Source organism: Curtobacterium sp. MCBD17_003 (assembly GCF_003234885.2).
Classification (GTDB): domain Bacteria; phylum Actinomycetota; class Actinomycetes; order Actinomycetales; family Microbacteriaceae; genus Curtobacterium.
Window position 1 is genome coordinate 1,567,382 of record NZ_CP126275.1, and the last position, 20,310, is coordinate 1,587,691.

Consider the following 20,310-nt stretch of genomic DNA (forward strand, 5'->3'; position numbering starts at 1 on the left):
CCGCGCCTCCCGTCCGACACCCGGCCGTGTGGGGTACGACTGGACCAGCGAGAGGAGACACCATGCCCGCGAAGGACGAGATCCCGAGCACCCTGCAGCGCTCGGATGAGCACGCGCAGGAGATCTACGCGAAGACGCTCGACTCGGCGAACGAGACCTACGGCCCCGGGGAGCGCGCCCACCGGACCGCGTTCGCCGCCGTCAAGCACGAGTACGAGAAGATCGGCGACCACTGGGAGCGCAAGGCGGAGAACGGTCCGTCCGACTCCGGTGCAGCCGGGAGTCGTGACGACGGTGAGACCCAGCAGGGCGTCGACGCGAACGCGTCCAAGCAGCACCTCATGGACGTGGCGAAGCGGCTCGACGTCAGCGGGCGATCGTCGATGACCAAGGACAAACTCATCGACGCGATCAAGAAGGCCAACGCGAAGGCGACGCGCGACGCCCGCTCGTGAACGTGCACGAGGCCCCCAAGACGGGGTCGGGTTCGTTGTCGTGCGCACTGCACGGTCGCCGGGCGCGCGTCGACTAGCGTCGATCCGGTGAACGACGCGAACACGCCCGGCAGCCGCATCATCGGCCTCGGGCACCACCAGCCCGCCCGGATCATGACGAACGACGACCTCGCGGCGATCGTCGACACGAACGACGAGTGGATCCGGACCCGAACCGGGATCCGCACGCGGCACATCGCGTCCGAGACCGACACCGTCACGAGCATGGCGATCGAGGCCGGCCGCGCCGCCATCGCCGATGCGGGCATCGACCCCGCCGAGATCGACCAGGTGTTCGTCGCGTCGACCTCCGCCACCGACCGCGCGCCATACACCGCCGGACGCGTCGCCGTCGCGCTCGGACTCACTGCCGGCCCGGCGCCCATCGACATCAACACCGCATGCTCCGGCTTCGAGTACGCGCTCGCCCTCGCCGACCAGTCCATCCGGCTCGGCAGCGCCACGACCTCGCTCGTGATCGCGTCCGAGAAGATCTCCGGCCTCGTCGACTGGACCGACCGGTCGACGTGCGTCCTCATCGGCGACGCAGCCGGAGCCGCCGTCGTCCAACGCAGCGACACCGCCGAGATCGGCCCGGTGTCCTGGGGGAGCGTCCCGCACCTGCTCGAGGCCGTGCTCGTCGACGGGGACCCGCAACGGTTCTCGCAGGAAGGCCGCTCGATCTACCGCTGGGCGATCACCGAGGCGGAGGGGCACGCGCGCCGCGTCGTCGAGAAGGCCGGGATGACGATGGACGAGATCCAGGTGCTCGCGTTCCACCAGGCGAACCTCCGGATCATCGAGCCGCTCGCCAAGGCGCTCGGGGGCGACACGAAGTTCGTGATCACCGACGTGCAGGAGTCCGGGAACACCTCGGCCGCGAGCGTGCCGCTCGGGTTGTCGAAGGCGTGGGCGGCCGGGGAACTGCCCGAGGGCGTGCCCGCGCTGCTGTTCGGGTTCGGCGGGGGCTTCGCGCACGCCGGACAGGTCGTCCGGACGCCGGTCCGGCGGGGCTGAGTCCACCGTCGGCGCGGCCGTGACGCGCCCGGCCCGCTCGCTACGACGCGGGCGTGTCCGTGCCCGTGTCCGGGTCGGCCCAGAGGTCGTCCGTGTCGGCCGGACGACGCCAGGGCAGGGCGCGCTGCCGGCGCCGCGAGGTCCCGGCCTCGCCCGGGGCGACGTCGCGCCCGCGTCGAGCCCGCTCGGTGCGCGGCGACACCGGGAGCGGGAAGTGTGCCGGCGGCGGGCCGAACGCCGTCCGCGAGCCGTCGATCACCTTGCGGCCGAGCGCGTGGTTCCCGACCCCGCCGATGACCGCACCGATCCCGAACGGCACCGCGCGGCCGAGCACGCTCGCCCCCTGCCGCGCCAGGAAGCGCTTGACGAACGAGTCACGGAGCCGCCCGCCGATGCCGCTGACGACCGAGCGGGGCAGGCTCGACGTGACGAGTTCGCCCCAGAACGCCGTCCGCGTCGGGCCACCCCCGGCTTGGGCCGCGAGCTGCTTGACGAGCGAGGTTCCGGGCGCGCCGAGGATCATCGCCATCACGAGCGTCCGCGCTCGTTCGGGGTCGGTCACCGCGATGCCGTGCACCTCGGTGACCGACTGGGCGAACAGGGCGCTCGCCTCGAGGAACGCCGCCGTCTCCGCGCCCGTGAGGCCGAGGCTCGTCGCGAACCCGACCCCGGGGATCACCGCGCTCGCTCCGACCGCAGCGCCGCCCGTCGACACGGCGGTGAGGTACTGGCGCTCGAGGATCGCGATGACCTCGGCCGGTGTGGCGTCCGGGCGGCGCCGACGGATCCGGTCGACGTGTGCGACCACGACCGGGCGTTGCACGCTGAGCACGCGGTCGAGCGTCGCCGACCAGCGAGTGGACGCCAGGCCGCTCGGGCCGGGTACGTCGGTCTGCGCCTCGACCGAGGTGTTGTCGGTCGGAACCGTGACGGGAAGGGGGACGATGGCGTTTCGATCGCCCGGGGTGCCTCGTTTGGCCATTCGTGCACCCTACGCTCGGCGGTTTCGCGGGTGCCGGGGCCGGTGCGTTCCGCCCGCCCTGCCTGCGCGCTTCTTCCGCTTCAGACTGCGCGTCGGGGCGGCGATGGGGCGGAGGGGTAAGCCCGCGCGGGGGAGCGTCGGCAGCTCGGCCCGCGGGCGGCGTCGGCGTCGTGGACGCGTGCTGGCGGCGTGGACGCCGGTCGTGCGCTGCGGGGATCCGTGAACGGGGCCCGCACCGACCGTGCGCGCCCGGCGGTTGCCGGTCCGGCGGGGACGAGGTGGGCCTCCCGGTCGGTGGCGGCACCGGCGGCTGTCGGCGGCGCGACCAGAGCGGGCGTGACGAGTCGACGGCATGCAGTGATGCTCGTGGAGCTCCGGGCGCGCCCACGCACCGGGAGCACTGGACTGGGGACGGGCCTCCTGGTGGATCACCTGGGGAGGAGCGTCGTCACCGTCGGAAGCGAGTGGTGCGTCACCTGGCGACGATCCCGCTGTCGTCCGTCATCGGCGATGTCGTCGTATGCGCGGGAACCAGATGCACGCGTCTTCGGGGACGTCGTGCGTGTCGGACGACCGCTGACCTGTCGGGAAACCAGCGGGAGCGGCGGGGCGGCGTCAGCGGCGCGCGAGCACCGCTCGGAGGGGGTGGTCCTGCCCCTCGAGGATGAGCTGCGCGCCGACGCCCGTCCGGGCGTTGACGACGACCGGCGCGAGCAGGTTCACCGTCGTGCCGCTCTCGGCGGGGTTCGCGACGACGAGGAGCATCGCCTCGCCCGCGTCGCGGAGGTCGAGGAGCGCGGTCTGCTCCTCGGTGATGACGGGCGCGTAGTCGGGCAGGTGCACGGCGGCGTCGAGGACGAACAGGCGTGGGTCATCGGTGCCGGCAGCGGTGGTGCCGTGCCCGGCGAGGGCGAAGAGCCCCTCGGCACCGGTGACCTCCTGCAGGGTGAACGACGTCAGGGGTTCGAGACCGAACGGTGGGACGGTGAACGTCAGCGGGATGTTCATGAGAGGTAGTCCATCAGGGTCGGCTGCAGCGTCTTCGCGGTGACGGCGAGGGCTGCCTGGTAGTTGGTCTGCTGGAGCTGCAGGTCGAGGATCGCCTTGGCGACGTCCTTGTCCTCGATCTGGGAGCGCTGTCCCTCGAGGTCGGTAGACCGGGACGCGAGCGTCGACTGCGCGGCGATGACCGAGGAGTGTCGCGTGCCGACGTCGCCCTGGACGCCACGGACGGCGGCGATGCGGCTGTCGACCTGACTGATCCGCGCGCTGACTTCGGCACCGGACTGCAGGTCGCTGCTGATGTCGTCGATGAGGCTGAACACCGAGTCACTCCCGGTCCCGAAGACGGCGCTGCCGTCGGTGTCGACGCGCACGGTCGTCCCCGACGCGATCCGGCGCTGCACGCCGACGTCGGTGCCGTCGGTCGACCCGTTGTAGGTGAAGTCGCTGCCGTACGCGGCGGACGCGTCCGTGTTGCCGGCGAAGACGGCCCGACCGCCGTACTGCGTGTTGGCGTCCTGGAGCAGGTCCTGCTTGAGTCCCTGGAGCTCGGTGACGATCGCGTTCCGGTCGGTGTCGTTCATGGTGCCGCTGTTGGATCCCTGCACGGTGAGGTCCCGGACCTTGTTCATGACCGAGTACACGCTCGCGAGCGCGGAGTCGGTCGTGGCCAGCCACCCGGCGCCGTCGTCGGCGTTGCGAGAGTACTGCGCGTTCTGGGCCTGGGCGCTCCGCACGGTGATCGACTTGCCGGTACCGCTGGGGTCGTCCGACGGGACGGTGATGTTCTTCAGGCTCGACGCCTGGTCCTGCAGCTGCGCGAGCCGCGCGGCACCGGTCTGGAGACGCTGTTGCGCCGCCGCCATGGACATCTGGGTCGTGACACGAGTGAGCATGACGATCAGCTGATCCCGACGACGCCGACGTGGTTGATGAGGGTGTCGAGCATCTGGTCGACCGCGGTGAGCACGCGCGCGGCCCCCTGGTAGGCGTGCTGGTAGGTGAGCAGGTTCACGTTTTCCTCGTCGAGGTCGACGCCGGCCCCGGACTGCTGCTGCGTCTTGGCGCTCGTCGCGGCGAGTCCGGTGAGGGTGGTCTGGGTCGCGGCCGTCTTCGACGTCGTGCCGATGCCGGTGACGACGTCCGACCAGGTCCGGTCGGGGGCGTCCGCGGCGGAGCCGATCTGGCCGATGGTGTCCGCGATGCTGCCGCTGTACGAGCCGTCCGCGGTCCGGACGGCGATGCCGGCGGCGTCGGTCGGGACGACGGTGAGGCCCTGCGCGGCCGGGACACCGGCCGCGATCGCGAAGAAGTCCGTGCCGGTGGCACCCGCGGGGGTGTACCCGGTCTCGTGCACGGCGTTCACCTGCGTGGCGAGCGCGGTCGCGACACGGTCGTACCCCGCGGAGGCCTCGGCGAGGGCGCCCCCGGTGCCGTCGGCGTTCGCGGGCGCGAGGACGCTGAGCGTGCCGGCGATGCTGCCGCCGTCCAGTGTGACGGCCGAGCCGGACCCGCCGACCCACGACAGGGTCACCGGGGAGGCGGCGGCGCCGCGCAGCGTGTCGGAGCCGGTGACGGCCACGGCTTGGGCGGACGTGCCGTCGACGATCGCGTTCCCGCCGATGACCACGTCGACCGTGCCGTCGCCGTTGTCCCGCACCGTGGCGCCGGACAGGGACGCCATCTGTTCGGTGAGCACGTCGCGTTGGTCCATCAACTCGTTCGTCGAGCCGCCCCCTGCGGCGGTGGTGCGGATGCGGTCGTTGAGCGCCGCGACCTGGGTCGCCGCGGTGTTGAGCTGCCCGACCGCGTCGCCGACGTCGGACCGCGCGGAGGCCCACTGCGCGTCGATCGCCTGGGATCCGGTCCGCAGCGTGCTCGCCACCTGCGTGGCCGAGCTGAGCACGACGCCGCCGGACGCGGTGTCCCCGGGATTGTTCTGGAGGTCCGACCAGGCCGACCACATCGTGTCCAGCTGGCTGGACAGTCCGTTCGCCCCGGGTTCGTTCAACGACGTCTCGAGGTCGGACAGTGCGGACGAGCGAGCCGACGCGTACCCGGAGGCGGACGCGGAGGCACGGACCTGCGTGTCGAGCGTCATGGTCGCGAGTCGGGCGATGCCGTCGACGGAGACGCCCTGGCCGGCGGTCGCGACCGTACCGGTGAGGAGCCCGGTCGCGGCGACCGGCGGGATGGACGTCTGGGTGATCCGCTGCCGGGTGTACCCGGTCGTCCCCGCGTTCGCGATGTTCTGACCCACGACGTCGAGTCCGGCACGGGCGGCGGAGAGCCCGGAGTAGGCGGTTGCGAGCGATCCGAAGGTGCTGACCATGACTACAGGCTCCCGTCGAAGAAGTGCGCTCCGGCGGCGCCGGCGTCGGCGGACCCGCGGCCGTCGTACGTCGCGACCTCGCCGACCGCACCGGCCAGCGTCTCCTGCGTGGCGCGCGCCGCCGCTCGGAGGAACCGCTCGTTCTCGTCCCGCAGCGCGGCGACCTGCGCGGTCAGCTCGATCATCGCGCGGAGGTGCGCAGCGAGGATCTCGCCCCACGGCCCCTCCGGCGCGGCGGCCGACACGATCTCGCGGAGGGGTGCGTCGGTCGGCGCGCCGAGCTGCTCGGCGACGGCGGCGCTCTCGACGCTGCGCTCGAGGCCGACGGCGCGCAGCCGCTCGAGGACCTGTTCGACCTCACGGCTCGCGTGGTCGACCCACCGCGAGCGTCCGGCGGTCAGGAGCAGCTGCTCCTCCTCGAGCTTGAAGGTGAGGAGCTCGAGGAGCTCGCGTTCCCGCCACAGCACGGCGGACAGTTCGTTCATGCCCAAGGTCTCCTCCCGGTGATCGGCTCGCTGCGTCGACGGGGACTATCGGTCCGCGCGGACGCCGTCGTTAGGAGTCACGGCAAGAGCGAGCTGGGCGTGCGCTAGCCGAACCCTCAGGGAGGCACCAGTGGCAGTGCGCCTCCACTTCGGGGGGACGCGGTCCGACTTGTCCCCCGAAATGACGACACCTGCCACCCAGGAAACCCCCGGACTGGGGCCGGTGGAGGTCTCCTGTCCCCCTCAGCTCGTCGATAGGTTCATGACTGCACCGCGGGCGACCGCACCGATCATCGAGGGGGAGACACCGGATGGACCGCACGGCACGCAACGCACTCGTGGTGGAGAACCTCCCGCTGGTGGGGTACCTCGTCGCCGAGGTCTGCGCCCGTGCGACCCACCTGTCGCGCGACGACATGGCCTCCGTCGGTGCCCTGGCGCTCGTCACCGCCGCAGACGCGTACGACCCCTCGCTCGGGGTGCCGTTCGGCGCGTACGCCCGCACGCGCATCACCGGGGCGTTCGCCGACGACATGCGCGCCGGCGACTGGGCCAGCCGTGGGACGCGCAAGCGCATCAAGGAGACCCTCGCCGTGCAGGACACCCTGACGGCGCAGCTCGGACGCGCGGTGTCGGTCCAGGAGCTCGCGGACGCCATGGGGGTCGACCGCCAGTCCGCGGCGGACGCCCTCGCCGACGCGGGCCGGACGGTCACCACGATCGACGAGACCGTGCACGACTCGCTCGCGGCCGAGGTCCCGCTGCCCGGTGACGACCTCCTCGCCACCGAGCGCACCCGCTACCTCCGCGCTGCCGTCGCCGCTCTGCCGGAGCGCATGCGGTTCATCGTCGAGGCCGTGTACTTCGGGGACCGCACCGTCACCGAGGTCGCCGAGGAGCTCGGGATCACCCACTCGGCGGTGTCGCAGCAGCGGTCCGAGGCGATGCGCCTGCTCCACGACGGCCTGACCGCCCACTACGGCGACAGCGACGACGTCGTCGTCGAGCCGCGCTCCCGCACGACGGCCGCGCGACGCAGCGCCTACCTCGCACGGGTCGCCTCGAACGCGGCGGTCGGCATGGCCCGCGCCGTGATCGAACCCCTCGCCGGAACTGCCGCCGCGGCGAGCTGAGAACGTCGGGAGCACGGCACCGCGGAAATCGGTCCGCACCGTCTCCTAACGGCTCCGGCCGCACGGCCGAGAGTCCTCGATGCCAGCCCATGGACGGGCCGGCGCACCACACCCACGTTTCACGGAGGAAATCACCATGGGTATGTCCATCAACACCAACCTCTCGGCACTCGACACGTACCGGAACCTCAACGCGACCCAGAACGACCTGTCGAACTCGCTCGAGAAGCTCTCGAGCGGTCTGCGGATCAACAAGGCCGCCGACGACGCCGCCGGTCTGTCGATCTCCGAGGGCCTGAAGTCGCAGGTCGGTGGCCTCACGGTCGCGGCCCGCAACGCCCAGGACGGCATCTCCGTCGTGCAGACCGCTGAAGGTGGCCTCACCGAGGTCCACTCGATCCTCCAGCGCATGCGTGACCTCGCCGTGCAGGCCGGCAACGACTCGAACAACGCCGACTCGCGCACCGCGATCACGACCGAGGTCTCGTCGCTCCAGTCGGAGCTCAGCCGCATCGCCTCGTCCACGAACTTCAACGGCACGTCGCTGCTCAACAGCAACAGCACGCTGAAGTTCCAGGTCGGCGCGAACGGTGACGCCAACAGCCAGATCTCGGTCGACCTGTCCGGCGCCAACGTGAACAAGGTCGTCGACGCGCTCGGCGCGACGCAGTCCGACGGCACCGCGTTCACGATCGCCGCGGGCACGAACCTCGACACCGCGTTCAAGGGCGCGACGCTCTCGTTCGAGTCCGGAGCCGGTTCGACCTCGGACCTGTCGATCACGACCGGCGCCCTGCAGGGCTCCGGCACGGGCGGCTCGTTCACCTCGATCGACGACGTCGTGTCGGCGCTGAACGGCGACGCCACGTTCTCGAAGAACTTCACCGCCACCGCGGTGAAGGACGCGAACGGCGCGACCACGGGCTTCAACGTCCGTGCGGACGACGGCAGCGCCGTCAGCACGACCAGCCCGCTCACCGCGGACGCCACCGCCACGACGCCGACCCTGGTCGGTGCCGCCGGTTCGTCCACGACGGGCCTGCAGTTCGACACCGCGGACCACGCCCAGGCGGCGATCCGTGCCATCGACGCGCAGATCACGGCCGTGTCGACCGCCCGCTCGAACCTCGGTGCCGTCCAGAACCGCTTCGATCACGCCATCAACGTGACGAACGTGGCGAAGGAGAACCTCACCGCGGCGCAGTCGCGGATCACCGACGTCGACATGGCGGAGGAGATGGTCAACTACACGCGCGACAACATCCTGAGCCAGGCCGGCACGGCGATGCTCGCGCAGGCGAACCAGAGCACGCAGGGCGTCCTCTCGCTGCTCAAGTAACACCCCTGGCGGCCGCCGCCGTACGGATCCGTTCGGGTGATCCGTGCGGCGGCGTCGCTGCCGTCGAACGACCGGAAGGAGCCCCACGGTGTCCACCACCTCCGCCTTGACGACCACCTCGACGTCGGCATCGGGCACGCTCGGCATCGACGGCCTCGCCAGTGGCCTCGACACCACGAGCATCATCAACTCGCTCATGTCGATCGAGCAGCTGCCGCAGTCGCTGCTCCAGGACAAGGTCACGTCGACGAGCGCGTTCATCTCGTCGCTGCAGACGATCAACGGACTGTTCGCGACGATGGCGACGAAGGCCACGGCCGCCGCCACGAGCACCTCCCTCAACCTCCTCACCGCGTCGAGCTCGTCCTCCGCGGTCACCGCGAGCGTGTCGAGCACCGCGGCCGCCGGCAGCGTCAGCTTCACGGTCGGGAGCACCGCCGCCACGCAGGTCGGTGTCACCGCCGCGATGACGACGTGGTCGAGCAGCGCGCCGACGCTCACACTCGTCTCCGCGAGCGGTGCGAAGACCGAGATCAGCCCCGCCTCCGGTTCGCTCGACGACGTCGTCAGCGCGATCAACAAGGCGGGCGCCGGTGTCACCGCGACGAAGGTCGCCGCGGGCACGACGGCCGACGGCACGAAGCAGTACCGGCTCCAGCTCACCGCCACGGCCTCGGGGTCGGCGGGCGCGTTCAGCCTCTACCGCGGCTCGGGCAGCGACGTCGACGCGGGGACCGCGACGAACGTCCTCACCGAGTCCGGCGCCGCGGTGGTGCAGCAGGCGTCCGACGCCTCGGTCACGCTGTGGGCGGGGACCGCGGCCGCGCAGACGATCACGAGCTCGACGAACACGTTCACCGACCTCGTGCCCGGACTCACCGTGAACGTGTCGGCGGTGTCCGCGTCGCCGGTCACGATCAACGTCGCCCAGGACACGACGAAGGCCACCGCCGTCGCGTCCGGTCTCGTCGACGCGCTCAACGCGATCACGAGCTACTACTCCTCGAACACGAGCGTGTCGACGACGACGAGCGCCACCGACGGCTCGCAGTCCACGACCGCGGGTGTGCTCCTCGGTGACGCGACGACGCGGGACGCCGTGCAGCAGATCACGAGCGCGATGTCGACACCGGTGAACGGACAGTCCCCGTCCTCGATCGGCATCGAGATCACGAAGGACGGCGACTTCACCTTCGACTCGGACGCGTTCCAGGCCGCGCTCGCGACGGACCCCGCCGGCACGCAGAAGATCCTCTCGGGCCTGGCGCAGAACGTCGCGAACGTCGCGAACGGCGCGTCCGACAAGTACAGCGGTTCGATCACGACCGCGATCACGGGGCAGCAGTCCGTGGTCACGGACCTCAACCAGCAGATCAGCGACTGGGACACGCGGCTCGCGGACCGCCGTGCGACGCTGCAGGAGGAGTACACGAACCTCGAGACGAACCTGTCCACCCTGAAGTCGCAGTCGACCTGGCTCACGAGCCAGATCTCGTCGCTGCCCTCGTACTCGTCGTCGAGCAAGTGACCCGATGAACGCCTTCGACCTCGCCTCCGCCGCCGCGTTCCGTCGCGCCGCCGCCGAGGGCACCGCCGCTGACGACCGTCGCCGCGCGCAGTACGCGACCCAGTCGGTGCTGTCCGCGACCCCGGCCCAGCTCGTCACGATGCTCTACGACCGGCTGCTCCTCGACCTGCACCGCGCCGAGCAGGCGCAGACCACCGCCGACTGGTCGACCGCTCGGGAGCAGCTCATGCACGCGCAGGCGATCGTGGGGGAGCTGTCCACGTCGCTCCGCATCGACGTGTGGGACGGCGGGGAGGGGCTGCTCGCCATCTACAACTACGCGTCGACCGCGCTGATCACCGCGAACGTGCACCACGACGTCGACGCGACACGGCAGTGCATCCGTCTGCTCGAGCCGCTCCGTGCCGCGTGGCACGACGCCGCCGCGGCGTTGCCCGCGTCGGCGACGGCGACCGGGACCGGGGGAGCACTCGGTGTCGCCTGAGTGGTCGACGCCCGGCGAGCAGTCCGGTCAGGATCGCGGCGACGCGGTGACCGTGGACGCGCACTCGGCGTGGGACCGCGTCCTCACCGACCTCGAGGTCGCGGTCGCGCGCGCCGACGCCGTCGGCGTCGCGGTGCCGCCGTGGACCCCGCCGACCGGGCTGGGACGGATCCCGCGCGAGCTCATGGGTCGGGCCTCCCGGCTGCTCGCAGCACAGCGGGACGCCGTCGCGCGCGTCGACGCGGCCAGGAGGGACGTCGCCGCGCACCTGGGCGCGCTGCGGTCCGTCGCGTCGTCGCGGGCGCCGGAACCGGCTCGGTACCTCGACGTCACGGGCTGACCGACCCCCGTTCGGGGCGACCGCTTACGTCGGGCGGGCGGTGCGCCGATAGCCCCTCTCGAGCACGGATCGCTCGTCCTCGGCCACGGATCGGCCTCCGCCACCGGCGACCCCGCACGGTCGCCGTCCTCGTGGAACGGCTGGTCATGCTCGACTCCGTGTCGACCTCGGCGCTGCAGAGCGCGCTCGACGGTCTCTCGCTCCGGCAGAAGGTGATCGCGAACAACATCGCGAACATCAACACGCCGAACTACCGCGCCGAGAAGGTGCAGTTCGAGGACGCGCTCGCCCAGTCCGTCGCGGACGGGAACGGCAGCACGACGCCGACCATCGCGCGGAGCCTCGAGCCGACGAACACGAACGGCAACAACGTCGACCTCGACGAGGAGACGCTGTCGAACGTCGACACGACCCTGCGGTACCAGTTCGCGTCACAGGCGATGAACGCGGAGCTCACGGCGATCCGCGCGGCGATGCGGACCGACTCGTGACCACGTTCGACGCGATCGGCATCGCGAGCACCGGCCTCACGGTGCACCGGAAGTGGCTCGACGCGATCTCGGACAACATCGCGAACGTCAACACGGTCAAGTCCATGGACGACTCGGCGTTCCAGGCCCGGTACGTCGAGGTCCAGGAAGGCGACGGCGTCTCCGGCGCCTACGTCGAGGGCGCCGCGTTCGGCAGCGCCGCCGGCCGCGTGACCTACGACCCGGACAACCCGCTCGCGAACAAGGAGGGGTACGTCCGGATGCCGGACATCGACCTCGGGACGCAGATGGCGGACCTCATCATGGCCCAGCGCGGCTACCAGGCGAACGCCGCCGTGGTCGACCGTGCCAAGACCGCCTACGAGGCGGCACTCCAGATCGGGAAGAACTGATGCCCATCGACGCCGTCAACGGGGTCACCACGAACGCGCTCTCCGGCGTGTTCGGCACCTCGCAGGCCACCACGCCCGCCACCACCGCCGAGCCCACGACCGGCACCGACGGGTCGTTCGCCACGAGTCTCGGCAACGCGGTGGACGGCCTCCAGTCGCTCGAGAGCCAATCGAACACGCTCGCCGTCAAGGCCGTGACCGGGAACCTCGACGACATCCACGACGCGACCATCGCCGCCACCCGCGCGCAGGTGACACTCGAACTCGTCTCCGCCGTGCGGAACAAGGGCGTCGACGCCTTCAACGAGATCATGAGGATGCAGGCCTGATGCCGCTCGCACTCCGCAACGCGTTCGCGCGTCTCGGCGCGACCCTCAAGGGCTTCAGTGTCGCGCAGCGCACCATCGCGGTCATCGGGATCGCGGCCGTCGTGCTCGGCGCGATCGCCCTGACGAGCTGGCTCTCGAAGCCCTCGTACGCGCCGCTGTTCACCGGCCTCGCCGCCACCGACGCCAGCTCGATCACCGACCAGCTGACGACGGACAACGTGCCGTACCAGCTCACCGACGGCGGGGCGACCATCCTCGTGCCCCAGGGCGACGTGTACCAGGAACGCCTCAAGGCGGCCTCGAACGGGCTGCCGTCGTCGAACGAGGGTGGGTACGCACTGCTCGACAAGATGGGCGTCACGGCGTCGGAGTTCCAGCAGAACGTCACGTACAAGCGCGCGATCGAGGGCGAGCTCGCCAAGACGATCAGCGCCATGGACGGCGTGCAGACGGCGTCCGTGCAGCTCGCGATCCCGGAGAAGAGCGTGTTCGTCTCGGAGACCAAGGACCCGACCGCGTCGGTGTTCGTCGAGCCGAAGGCCGGCCAGACGCTGAGCACCGAGCAGGTCCAGGCGATCGTGCACCTGACGAGCGCCGCGGTCGAGGGCATGCAGCCGACCGACGTCTCGGTCGTCGACGCGAAGGGCGACGTGCTCTCGGCCGTCGGCACCGGCACCACCGGTGGGTCCGACGACCAGGCGAGCGACTACGACACGCGCGTCGGCCAGCAGGTCCAGGCACTGCTCGACAAGGTGGTCGGCGCCGGCAACTCCTCGGTCGTCGTCGCGGCGACCATGGACCCGAACTCCGGGACGCGCACCACCGAGTCGTTCGCCCAGCCCACGAGCGGCCCGGTGGCGCTCAACGAGTCCAGCTCGACCGAGAGCTACGACGGGTCCGGCGCCGACGGCTCCGGAGCGACCGGTGTCCTCGGCCCCGACAACATCGCCGTGCCGAGCGGCAGTTCGACGAGCGGCACGAGCGGATCGAGTGGGTCCAGCGGCTCGGGCAACGGTTACACGAACGAGTCGTCGACCAAGGACAACGCCGTCGACAAGACGACCGAGACCACCACGATCCCGGCCGGTGCGCTCAACCGGCAGACGATCTCGGTCGCGCTCAACAGCAAGGCCGCCAAGGGCGTCAACCTGCAGAGCATCGACGACCTCGTGGCCAACGCCGCCGGTGTCGACCAGACCCGCGGCGACCAGGTGAAGGTCGCGGTCGTCGACTTCAACAACGACGCGGCCAAGCAGGCCGCCGCCGCGCTCAAGGCCGCCGACGCCCAGGCCGCCGCGACCGCGATGTGGTCCACCATCCGCACCGCGGCCATCGTGGGCGGTGTCGTGCTCGCGATCGTCGCCGTGCTCGTCATGATGGCCCGCCGGGGTCGGCGCGCCGAACGCGAGGACGTCGACCTCGGCGAGCTCGACGCGTTCTCCGACGCGTACGAGCTGCCGATCGCGCTCGACGGTGCGGACCCGCGTGCGTCGCTCGCCGCGGCGGACGCACCGACCATCGCGCTGCCGACGCTCGGTGAGGCGCCCACCGGAGACGCCCCGACCGAGGTGCTCTCGAGCGAGGACGTCACGGCGGAGCGCCGGCGGGCGGACATCGCCGCCCTCGCCGAGCGTGATCCCGAGAAGACCGCCGACCTGCTCCGCGGGCTGCTCGACGACAGGACCTCGGTGTGAGCACCCCGCTGACGACCCCGAGCAGCGGGGGCCCGACGGCCGGGACGCAACAGCTCACCGGCGCGCAGAAGGTCGCGGTCATCCTCATGCAGATGGACACGGCCAGCGCCGCGAAGGTCATGAAGCAGTTCTCGGAGCTCGAAGCCGAGGAGATCACGGCCGAGATCGTCCGGATGCGCCGCGTCGACCAGACGGTGGCGGACCGCGCGATCGCCGAGTTCCACCGCATCAGCACGACCGGTCGGGTCACCCGCCGCGGGGGCAAGGACGCCGCGCTCGGACTGCTCGAGGCGTCGTTCGGCTCCGAGCGGGCCGCGGGTGTCATGGAACGCCTGGCGTCCACGATGGCCGGGGCGTCGTTCGAGTTCCTCGACGAGGCCGAGCCCGGGCAGGTCGTCACGCTGCTCGACGGCGAGCTGCCGCAGACGATCGCGCTCGTGCTCGCGCACCTCAGCGCCGGGCAGGCGTCCGCGGTGCTCGCCGGCATCGACGAGGCCGCGCGGACCGACGTCGCGCAGGCGTTCGCGACCATGGGCACGGCGACCCCGGAGGCCGTCGGGATCGTGGCCGCGACGCTCCGCGGTCGCGCCGGCGCCGTCGTCGCTCCCCGCGAGAGCGTCGAGGTCGTCGGCGGCATCGCGCCCCTGGTCGAGATCATCAACCGGTCGGACGTGTCGACCGAACGGGCCCTGCTCGACAGCCTCGAGTCGCGCGACCCGGAGCTCGCCGAGGACATCCGGTCGCGCATGCTCACGTTCGCCGACATCGTCAAGCTCGAGGCGCGGGACATCCAGCAGGTGCTCCGCGGCATCGACTCGAAGGTGCTCGCGACGGCGATGAAGGGCGCGCAGCAGGCGGTCGTCGAGACCATCCGCGCGAACGTGTCCGAGCGCAACCGTGACCTGCTCGACGACGAGGTGCAGTCGATGGGGCCGGTCCGCATGTCGCAGGTCGAGGAAGCACGTGCCGAGGTGGTCCGTTCCATCCGCGAGCTCGAGGCCCAGGGCGTCATCACGGTGCACCGCGCCGAGGAGGACGACTTCGTTGAGTGACGTCGACACGAGCGCTGCCACGTTCACCCGGATTGCCTACCCCTCGATCGCGGCCCCGGCCGAGGAGCGTCGGAAGGCGCAGGCCGACGTGCGCGGTCACGCCGCGGGCTACGCGGCGGGCCTGCGCGCCGCCGAGGCCGAGGCGTCGGTGCGGCGGGCTGAGCTCGAGGCCGAGCACGTGGCCCGCACCGCAGCGCTCGAGGCGCGGACGGCCGCCGCCGTGGCCGCGCTCGAGACCGCGACGCGCGCGCTCGTGGCACGCGTGGTCCCGGTGCTGCACGAGGCCGAGGAGACCGTGGTCACCACCGCCGTCGAGCTCGCCGAAGCCGTCGTCGGACACGAGATCCGGGCCTCCCGGGCGGTGCCCAGCGACGGCCGGGAGGCGCAGCACCCGTCCGGCGCGCTCGCGACCGTCCGACGCGTGCTCGCGTCCCTCGACACCGACGTCGCGCTGGCGGTGCGCCTCAGCCCGGCGGACGCCGCCGCCGTCGCAGGGGCCGCTCTGCCGGTCCCCGTCGTCGCGGACCCGGCGTTGCGCGACGGCGACGCCGTGGTCGACCTGCCCTCCGGGATCCTCGACGCGCGCATCACCACGGCGTTCGCCCGCGTGCGTGCCGCGCTCGACCTCGCGCCGGACGACGGGACCGCCTCGTGAGCGTGGGAACGCCGCCGCGGATCCGTCCGGCGGCCCTCGACCGCGCCGTCGCGGCGGCACGTCCGCAGCGGGTCGGCGTCGTCACGAGCGCCGTCGGACTCGGACTCACGATCGCGGGGCTCGACTGCGCGATCGGCGAGGTCGTCGCCGTCGGCCGGGACGGCGAACCACCGGTCGCCGTCGAGGTCGTGGCCACCGACGCGAGCGGCATCCGCTGCATGCCGCTCGGCCGACTCACCGGCGTGACCGCGGGCACCCCGGCACGGCCGACCGGGCGTCCCGTGCTCGTGCCCACCGGTACCGGTCTGTTCGGGCGTGTGCTCGACGGGCTCGGGCGGCCGATCGACGGTGCCGGGCCGCTCGACGCCGACGACCTGGTGCCCCTCGACCACGACACGCCCTCCGCCATGCACCGCGCACGGATCGCGACCCCGCTCCAGCTCGGTGTCCGCGTGCTCGACACCCTCACCACCGTCGGCCGAGGGCAGCGCCTGGGGCTGTTCGCCGGCTCGGGTGTCGGCAAGTCGTCCCTGCTGTCGATGATCGCGCGGGGGAGCGACGCGGCCGTGAGCGTCATCGCCCTCGTCGGTGAACGCGGTCGCGAGGTCCGGGAGTTCCTCGAGGACGACCTCGGGCCAGCCGGGCTCGCGCGTTCGGTCGTCGTCGTCGCCACCTCCGACGAGCCGGCGCTCATGCGGCTCCGGGCGGCGTTCCTGGCGACCCGCATCGCCGAGTCGTTCCGCGACGCCGGACAGGACGTCGTCCTCATGATGGACTCGCTCACCCGCGTCGCGATGGCGCAGCGGGAGATCGGCCTGTCCGTGGGCGAGCCGCCCGCGACCCGCGGGTACCCGCCGTCGACCTTCTCGCTCCTCGCAGGCCTGCTCGAGCGTGCCGGAACGGACCGCGTCGGCAGCGTCACCGGCCTGTACACGGTGCTCGTCGACGGCGACGACCACAACGAGCCGATCGCCGACGCGGCGCGGAGCATCCTCGACGGGCACGTCGTGCTCGACCGGCGCCTGGCGGTCACGGGACACTTCCCGTCCGTCGACCCACTCGGGTCGGTGTCCCGCGTCGCCGGCAAGGTGACGCCCGCGGACCGCCGCGCCCTCGCCACCACGCTCCGATCGGTCATGGCCGCGCGGAAGGCCGCGCAGGACCTGCTCGACGTCGGGGCGTACCAGCGGGGGAGCAACCCCCTCGTCGACGCCGCGGTGGACCACCAGGGCGCGATCGACGCGTTCCTCCGGCAGGGCATGGACGAGCGCGCCGAGGCCGAGGACTCCTGGCGACGGCTCGCCGCCCTGGTCGCGCGGTTCGGGGGCGTCTGATGCCCCGCCGCTTCGCCCTGGCCGGACTGCTCCGCCTCCGGCACGCGCAACAGGACCAGGCCGCCGCCGAGCTGGCTGCCGCCAACGAGCGGCTCCGCGACGCCGCCGACGCACGGATGGCCGCCCGCCGCACGCTCGACGACCCGCAGGCGGAGGTCACCGACGCCGCGGTGCTCAGCGCGGTCGCCGCCGCCCGCGCCGCGACCCGCGGGATGCTCGAGGAGCTCGCGGGGGTCGAGGCCACCCGCCGTGCCGCCGCCGACCGGGCCCGCAGCGCCCACCACGACGCACGCCGTGCCGCGATCGGACTCGAGAAGCTCGAGCAACGGCACGCCGAGCGCGTCGCCGAGGAGGACCTGCGCGCCGAACAGCTCGTCCTCGACGAGATCGCCGCCCGCACGGCACGACCCACGCCGCCGGAGACCGAGCGTCCCGCGGCCCCGACCGACCCCACCGGAGGTGCCCGATGACCGTCGACGCGGTGTTCGCCCGGATCCAGGAGATCCAGTCCCAGATCGCCACCCTGCGCGGCGGTGTCGACGCGAGCGCGACCGCCACGAGTTCCACCGATGCCTCGACCGCGTTCGCGGACGCCCTGAGCGCCGCGAGCGACCCGACGACGGCGACCGGCGCCAGTGCCACCGCTGCTCCGGCCACCACCGACGCTGCCGCGCCGACGTCGACGGATGCCGAGGCCGGCACGCTGGCGACGGGGTCCGGGGCCACGGGAACCGAGGTCGTGGCGGACGCGGAGAAATACCTCGGCGTGCCGTACGTGTTCGGTGGCACCACCCGGTCCGGTATGGACTGCTCGGGACTCGTCCAGACGGTGTTCAAGGACCTCGGCGTCCACATGCCCCGCGTCGTGCCGGACCAGGCGAAGATGGGCGTCGCCGTGCCCTCGCTGGCCCAGGCGCAGCCCGGGGACCTCATCATCCCGAAGGGCGAGGGCCACGTCGTCATCTACGTCGGCAACGGGAAGGTGCTCCACGCGCCGCACCCCGGCAAGGACGTCCGCATCGTCGACAACTGGCTGAAGGACAGCGACATCGCGACGATCCGACGCATCGTGCCGTCGACCGCCACGTCCTCGCCCCCGGCCGCCTCCGCCTCCGACGCGTCCGCGGTCGCGTCCGCCCGATCCCTCCTGGCGTCGCTGTCGTCCGCGACGGGAGCGGGCTCGAGCGCGTCGTCGCTCGACGCGCTGGCGTCGCTCGGCGGGCTGTCCTCACTCGGCGGCCTGTCCTCGCTGTCCTCGCTGTCCTCGCTCGGGGGGCTGTCCTCGCTCTCGTCGCTCGGCGGCACCGCGGGGACCTCGTCGGCCGACCTCCAGACAGCGGCGCTCATGTCGCTGCTCGGCGGCGGGAGCATCGCATGACCGTGCTCGCCACGCCCGCGGCACCGCCGCCCGCGGCGCCACGGTCCGGTACGGGACGTCCGACGTCGCCCACCGGCTCCGGGGACTTCGACGCGACCCTGGCCTCCGTCGTCACCGACAGCGATCGGGACGGCCGGTCCGACGACCGGCTGGACCAGGAGGCCGTCGTCCGACCCGATCACCGGCCCGCTCCGTCGACCGGGAGGCCCGGGAGCAGCCACGAGGACCGCGCCGCACGACCACGGGGTCGCCACGACGGCGCCGACCGCCATGCGGAACGAGCCCGGTCGGCATCGACGCCCACGAACGGGACGGACGCGGGCGACCAGTCCGGCGCCGACGTCGGGGACGGGCTCGTGGACGTCGCCGGTGCCGCGGCGCTCGCGAGCCTGGCTGCTGCCGTCACCGGGGCGTCCTCGGCGACCGCCGGTGCGCCCTCGGCCGTGGCCGACACCGGAGCCGCGTCCGGCTCGGCCGGCGCTGTCCCGACGGGCGCGGGTGCTGCGCTCGACGTCCCCGGTGCCACGACCGCCACGGCCACCACCGTCGCCGGGGGCGCCGCGCCCACGGGCGTCGGTCTCGGCGCGGACACGACCACCGGCCGCCGCGCGGCGCTCGGGTCCGGTGCCTCCGGCCCGACACCCGCCGTGCCGGCGACGCTCACCCCGATGGGGGGACTGCCCGGGCTCGCCGCCGCCCCGGTGCCCGACGCCGTTCCGAGGAACACCGCGGCCGACGCGACGTCCGACGCGAGCGCGACCGCAGGCGTCCCCGGCACGCTCGCCGGAGGCACCACGGCCCCGGGCGGCGCCTCCGTCACGTCGACGTCGCCGGTCGGACTCGACACCGTCGGCCGCAGCTGGCTCGGCCGGAGTGCCACCGGCACCGGCACCTCCCGATCCGGCTCCGTCGAGACCAGGACCTCCGAAGCCACCACCGACGGGGTCGGCATCACCGGGCGCGCCACCGACGGCTCGAGCACCGGAGCGAGCGTCACCGGACCCGCCACGACCGGCACCGCGACGAGCGGTACCGCGACGAGCGGTACCGCGACGACCGGCACCGCGACGAGCGGACCCCTGCCGAGCGCGGCGGCGGCCAGCGGGGCGTTCACCGCTCCGCCGTCGACGGCGACCGAGCGACCGGCGGTCCGCATGGCCTCCGCGGACGCCGCACCGTCCCTCCCGACCCGCACCGCGGGACCGGCTCCGGCCGGTCCGGCGCGCACGACGACCGGACCCGCGGCCGTCGACCAGCGCGCGTCGGACGCGGCCCCGTCCCTCCCGTTCGCCGTACCCGCGGTGGCCCCGGGAGCCGGACCGGCCGGTCCCGCGGTGTCGGCGACCGCCGCAGCGCCGTCGCCGACCACCGCGCCGTTGGCGCAGCAGCTCGCGCGACCGCTGTTCACGCTCGCGGCAGCGCCACACGGCGAGCACGTCGTGACCGTCACGGTGAGCCCGGAGACGCTCGGATCGGTGACCGTCCGCGCGCACGTGTCCGCTGACGGGATGCGCGTCGAGCTGTTCGCCGCGTCGGACGCGGGCCGGGACGCGGTGCGGTCGATCCTGCCCGAGCTCCGACGTGACCTCGGGCAGACCGGGGTGGCGACGACACTCGACCTCTCGGGGCAGAACCAGCCGTCGGACACGGGCGGCGGCGACCGGCGACCCTCGACCGCCCCGACGCCCGCGTCGGGCGGTCCGGTCGGGCCCACCGGCGCCACGGCGGCGTCCGCTGACGCCGCTGCGGCCGCCGGACGGACGGCCACTCCGACCACCGGGCTCGACGTCCTCGCCTGACGGCGCTGACGAGACCCGAACGACGACCGATAGTCACCGAGAACGAACGA

At 72.7% G+C, this 20,310-nt stretch carries 22 protein-coding genes; 17 read left to right on the forward strand and 5 right to left on the reverse strand.

The window, feature by feature from the left end; all coding sequences use genetic code 11:
* Positions 1-62 precede the first annotated feature (62 nt).
* Positions 63-455 (forward strand): ChaB family protein, encoded by a 393-nt coding sequence (locus tag DEI88_RS07420; RefSeq protein ID WP_111072102.1) that lies wholly within the window; start codon positions 63-65, stop codon positions 453-455.
* A gap of 87 nt (positions 456-542) precedes the next feature.
* On the forward strand, positions 543-1,511 hold the full coding sequence (locus DEI88_RS07425) for a beta-ketoacyl-ACP synthase 3 (protein ID WP_111036406.1): 969 nt from the start codon (positions 543-545) through the stop codon (positions 1,509-1,511).
* 40 nt (positions 1,512-1,551) lie between these two features.
* Here the strand turns inward: DEI88_RS07425 and DEI88_RS07430 are convergent, their stop codons facing one another.
* The 5 genes from DEI88_RS07430 to DEI88_RS07450 form a co-directional block, all read right to left on the reverse strand.
* Positions 1,552-2,493, reverse strand: a complete 942-nt coding sequence (locus DEI88_RS07430) for a hypothetical protein (RefSeq protein WP_181441228.1) — start codon at positions 2,491-2,493, stop codon at positions 1,552-1,554.
* A gap of 615 nt (positions 2,494-3,108) precedes the next feature.
* Complete coding sequence (gene fliW, locus DEI88_RS07435) at positions 3,109-3,501, reverse strand: flagellar assembly protein FliW (RefSeq protein WP_111072103.1); 393 nt, start codon at positions 3,499-3,501, stop codon at positions 3,109-3,111.
* Positions 3,498-4,391 carry a flagellar hook-associated protein FlgL gene (flgL, locus tag DEI88_RS07440; protein WP_111072104.1) on the reverse strand — a complete coding sequence of 298 codons (894 nt, stop codon included), beginning with the start codon at positions 4,389-4,391 and terminating at the stop codon, positions 3,498-3,500. The genes fliW and flgL overlap by 4 nt, the downstream gene beginning before the upstream one ends.
* A 5-nt stretch (positions 4,392-4,396) precedes the next feature.
* Positions 4,397-5,827 carry a flagellar hook-associated protein FlgK gene (flgK, locus tag DEI88_RS07445; RefSeq protein WP_111072105.1) on the reverse strand — a complete coding sequence of 477 codons (1,431 nt, stop codon included), beginning with the start codon at positions 5,825-5,827 and terminating at the stop codon, positions 4,397-4,399.
* 2 nt (positions 5,828-5,829) lie between these two features.
* On the reverse strand, positions 5,830-6,318 hold the full coding sequence (locus tag DEI88_RS07450; protein ID WP_111008825.1) for a flagellar protein FlgN: 489 nt from the start codon (positions 6,316-6,318) through the stop codon (positions 5,830-5,832).
* Positions 6,319-6,623: 305 nt separating this feature from the next.
* Between DEI88_RS07450 and DEI88_RS07455 the strand changes: the two genes are divergently transcribed.
* The 15 genes from DEI88_RS07455 (at position 6,624) to DEI88_RS07525 (ending at position 20,260) form a co-directional block, all read left to right on the forward strand.
* Entirely contained in the window at positions 6,624-7,445 is an 822-nt protein-coding gene (locus DEI88_RS07455; RefSeq protein ID WP_111008826.1) for a sigma-70 family RNA polymerase sigma factor, read from the forward strand.
* A 136-nt stretch (positions 7,446-7,581) separates the two neighbouring features.
* Positions 7,582-8,784: a flagellin N-terminal helical domain-containing protein gene (locus DEI88_RS07460; protein ID WP_111036411.1), complete on the forward strand. Its 1,203-nt coding sequence runs from the start codon at positions 7,582-7,584 to the stop codon at positions 8,782-8,784.
* An 88-nt stretch (positions 8,785-8,872) separates the two neighbouring features.
* On the forward strand, positions 8,873-10,312 hold the full coding sequence (gene fliD / locus DEI88_RS07465; protein WP_258375075.1) for a flagellar filament capping protein FliD: 1,440 nt from the start codon (positions 8,873-8,875) through the stop codon (positions 10,310-10,312).
* 4 nt (positions 10,313-10,316) lie between these two features.
* A complete protein-coding gene (fliS, locus tag DEI88_RS07470) occupies positions 10,317-10,796 on the forward strand; it encodes a flagellar export chaperone FliS (protein WP_111008828.1) in 480 nt (159 codons plus the stop codon).
* Positions 10,797-10,842: 46 nt separating this feature from the next.
* On the forward strand, positions 10,843-11,136 hold the full coding sequence (locus DEI88_RS07475) for a hypothetical protein (RefSeq protein WP_111036412.1): 294 nt from the start codon (positions 10,843-10,845) through the stop codon (positions 11,134-11,136).
* Positions 11,137-11,282: 146 nt separating this feature from the next.
* Positions 11,283-11,627, forward strand: a complete 345-nt coding sequence (locus tag DEI88_RS07480; protein WP_111072158.1) for a flagellar basal body rod protein FlgB — start codon at positions 11,283-11,285, stop codon at positions 11,625-11,627.
* A complete protein-coding gene (locus DEI88_RS07485; protein WP_111008830.1) occupies positions 11,624-12,019 on the forward strand; it encodes a flagellar basal body rod protein FlgC in 396 nt (131 codons plus the stop codon). The genes DEI88_RS07480 and DEI88_RS07485 overlap by 4 nt, the downstream gene beginning before the upstream one ends.
* Complete coding sequence (fliE, locus tag DEI88_RS07490; RefSeq protein ID WP_111012485.1) at positions 12,019-12,348, forward strand: flagellar hook-basal body complex protein FliE; 330 nt, start codon at positions 12,019-12,021, stop codon at positions 12,346-12,348. Before DEI88_RS07485 ends, fliE begins: the two co-directional genes overlap by 1 nt.
* A complete protein-coding gene (fliF, locus tag DEI88_RS07495; RefSeq protein WP_111048524.1) occupies positions 12,348-14,042 on the forward strand; it encodes a flagellar basal-body MS-ring/collar protein FliF in 1,695 nt (564 codons plus the stop codon). Before fliE ends, fliF begins: the two co-directional genes overlap by 1 nt.
* On the forward strand, positions 14,039-15,094 hold the full coding sequence (gene fliG, locus DEI88_RS07500) for a flagellar motor switch protein FliG (RefSeq protein ID WP_258375076.1): 1,056 nt from the start codon (positions 14,039-14,041) through the stop codon (positions 15,092-15,094). The genes fliF and fliG overlap by 4 nt, the downstream gene beginning before the upstream one ends.
* Positions 15,087-15,749, forward strand: a complete 663-nt coding sequence (locus DEI88_RS07505) for a FliH/SctL family protein (RefSeq protein WP_181435142.1) — start codon at positions 15,087-15,089, stop codon at positions 15,747-15,749. Before fliG ends, DEI88_RS07505 begins: the two co-directional genes overlap by 8 nt.
* Positions 15,750-15,751: 2 nt before the next feature.
* Entirely contained in the window at positions 15,752-17,083 is a 1,332-nt protein-coding gene (locus DEI88_RS07510) for a FliI/YscN family ATPase (protein WP_111048522.1), read from the forward strand.
* Positions 17,083-17,553, forward strand: coding sequence for a flagellar FliJ family protein (locus tag DEI88_RS07515; RefSeq protein WP_111008835.1), 471 nt, complete (start codon positions 17,083-17,085; stop codon positions 17,551-17,553). The genes DEI88_RS07510 and DEI88_RS07515 overlap by 1 nt, the downstream gene beginning before the upstream one ends.
* Positions 17,550-18,461, forward strand: coding sequence for a C40 family peptidase (locus tag DEI88_RS07520; RefSeq protein WP_181441229.1), 912 nt, complete (start codon positions 17,550-17,552; stop codon positions 18,459-18,461). Before DEI88_RS07515 ends, DEI88_RS07520 begins: the two co-directional genes overlap by 4 nt.
* On the forward strand, positions 18,458-20,260 hold the full coding sequence (locus DEI88_RS07525) for a flagellar hook-length control protein FliK (protein ID WP_111072108.1): 1,803 nt from the start codon (positions 18,458-18,460) through the stop codon (positions 20,258-20,260). The genes DEI88_RS07520 and DEI88_RS07525 overlap by 4 nt, the downstream gene beginning before the upstream one ends.
* Positions 20,261-20,310: the final 50 nt, after the last annotated feature.

Coding starts and splice junctions, on each gene's coding strand:
- flgL (WP_111072104.1), bottom strand. CDS start 4,391: ATGCTCACTCGTGTCACGACCCAGATGTCCATGGCGGCGGCGCAACAG.
- DEI88_RS07480 (WP_111072158.1), top strand. CDS start 11,283: ATGCTCGACTCCGTGTCGACCTCGGCGCTGCAGAGCGCGCTCGACGGT.
- DEI88_RS07520 (WP_181441229.1), top strand. CDS start 17,550: ATGACCGTCGACGCGGTGTTCGCCCGGATCCAGGAGATCCAGTCCCAG.
- DEI88_RS07420 (WP_111072102.1), top strand. CDS start 63: ATGCCCGCGAAGGACGAGATCCCGAGCACCCTGCAGCGCTCGGATGAG.
- DEI88_RS07525 (WP_111072108.1), top strand. CDS start 18,458: ATGACCGTGCTCGCCACGCCCGCGGCACCGCCGCCCGCGGCGCCACGG.
- DEI88_RS07515 (WP_111008835.1), top strand. CDS start 17,083: ATGCCCCGCCGCTTCGCCCTGGCCGGACTGCTCCGCCTCCGGCACGCG.
- fliS (WP_111008828.1), top strand. CDS start 10,317: ATGAACGCCTTCGACCTCGCCTCCGCCGCCGCGTTCCGTCGCGCCGCC.
- DEI88_RS07460 (WP_111036411.1), top strand. CDS start 7,582: ATGGGTATGTCCATCAACACCAACCTCTCGGCACTCGACACGTACCGG.
- DEI88_RS07455 (WP_111008826.1), top strand. CDS start 6,624: ATGGACCGCACGGCACGCAACGCACTCGTGGTGGAGAACCTCCCGCTG.
- fliF (WP_111048524.1), top strand. CDS start 12,348: ATGCCGCTCGCACTCCGCAACGCGTTCGCGCGTCTCGGCGCGACCCTC.
- fliE (WP_111012485.1), top strand. CDS start 12,019: ATGCCCATCGACGCCGTCAACGGGGTCACCACGAACGCGCTCTCCGGC.
- DEI88_RS07430 (WP_181441228.1), bottom strand. CDS start 2,493: ATGGCCAAACGAGGCACCCCGGGCGATCGAAACGCCATCGTCCCCCTT.
- flgK (WP_111072105.1), bottom strand. CDS start 5,827: ATGGTCAGCACCTTCGGATCGCTCGCAACCGCCTACTCCGGGCTCTCC.
- fliW (WP_111072103.1), bottom strand. CDS start 3,501: ATGAACATCCCGCTGACGTTCACCGTCCCACCGTTCGGTCTCGAACCC.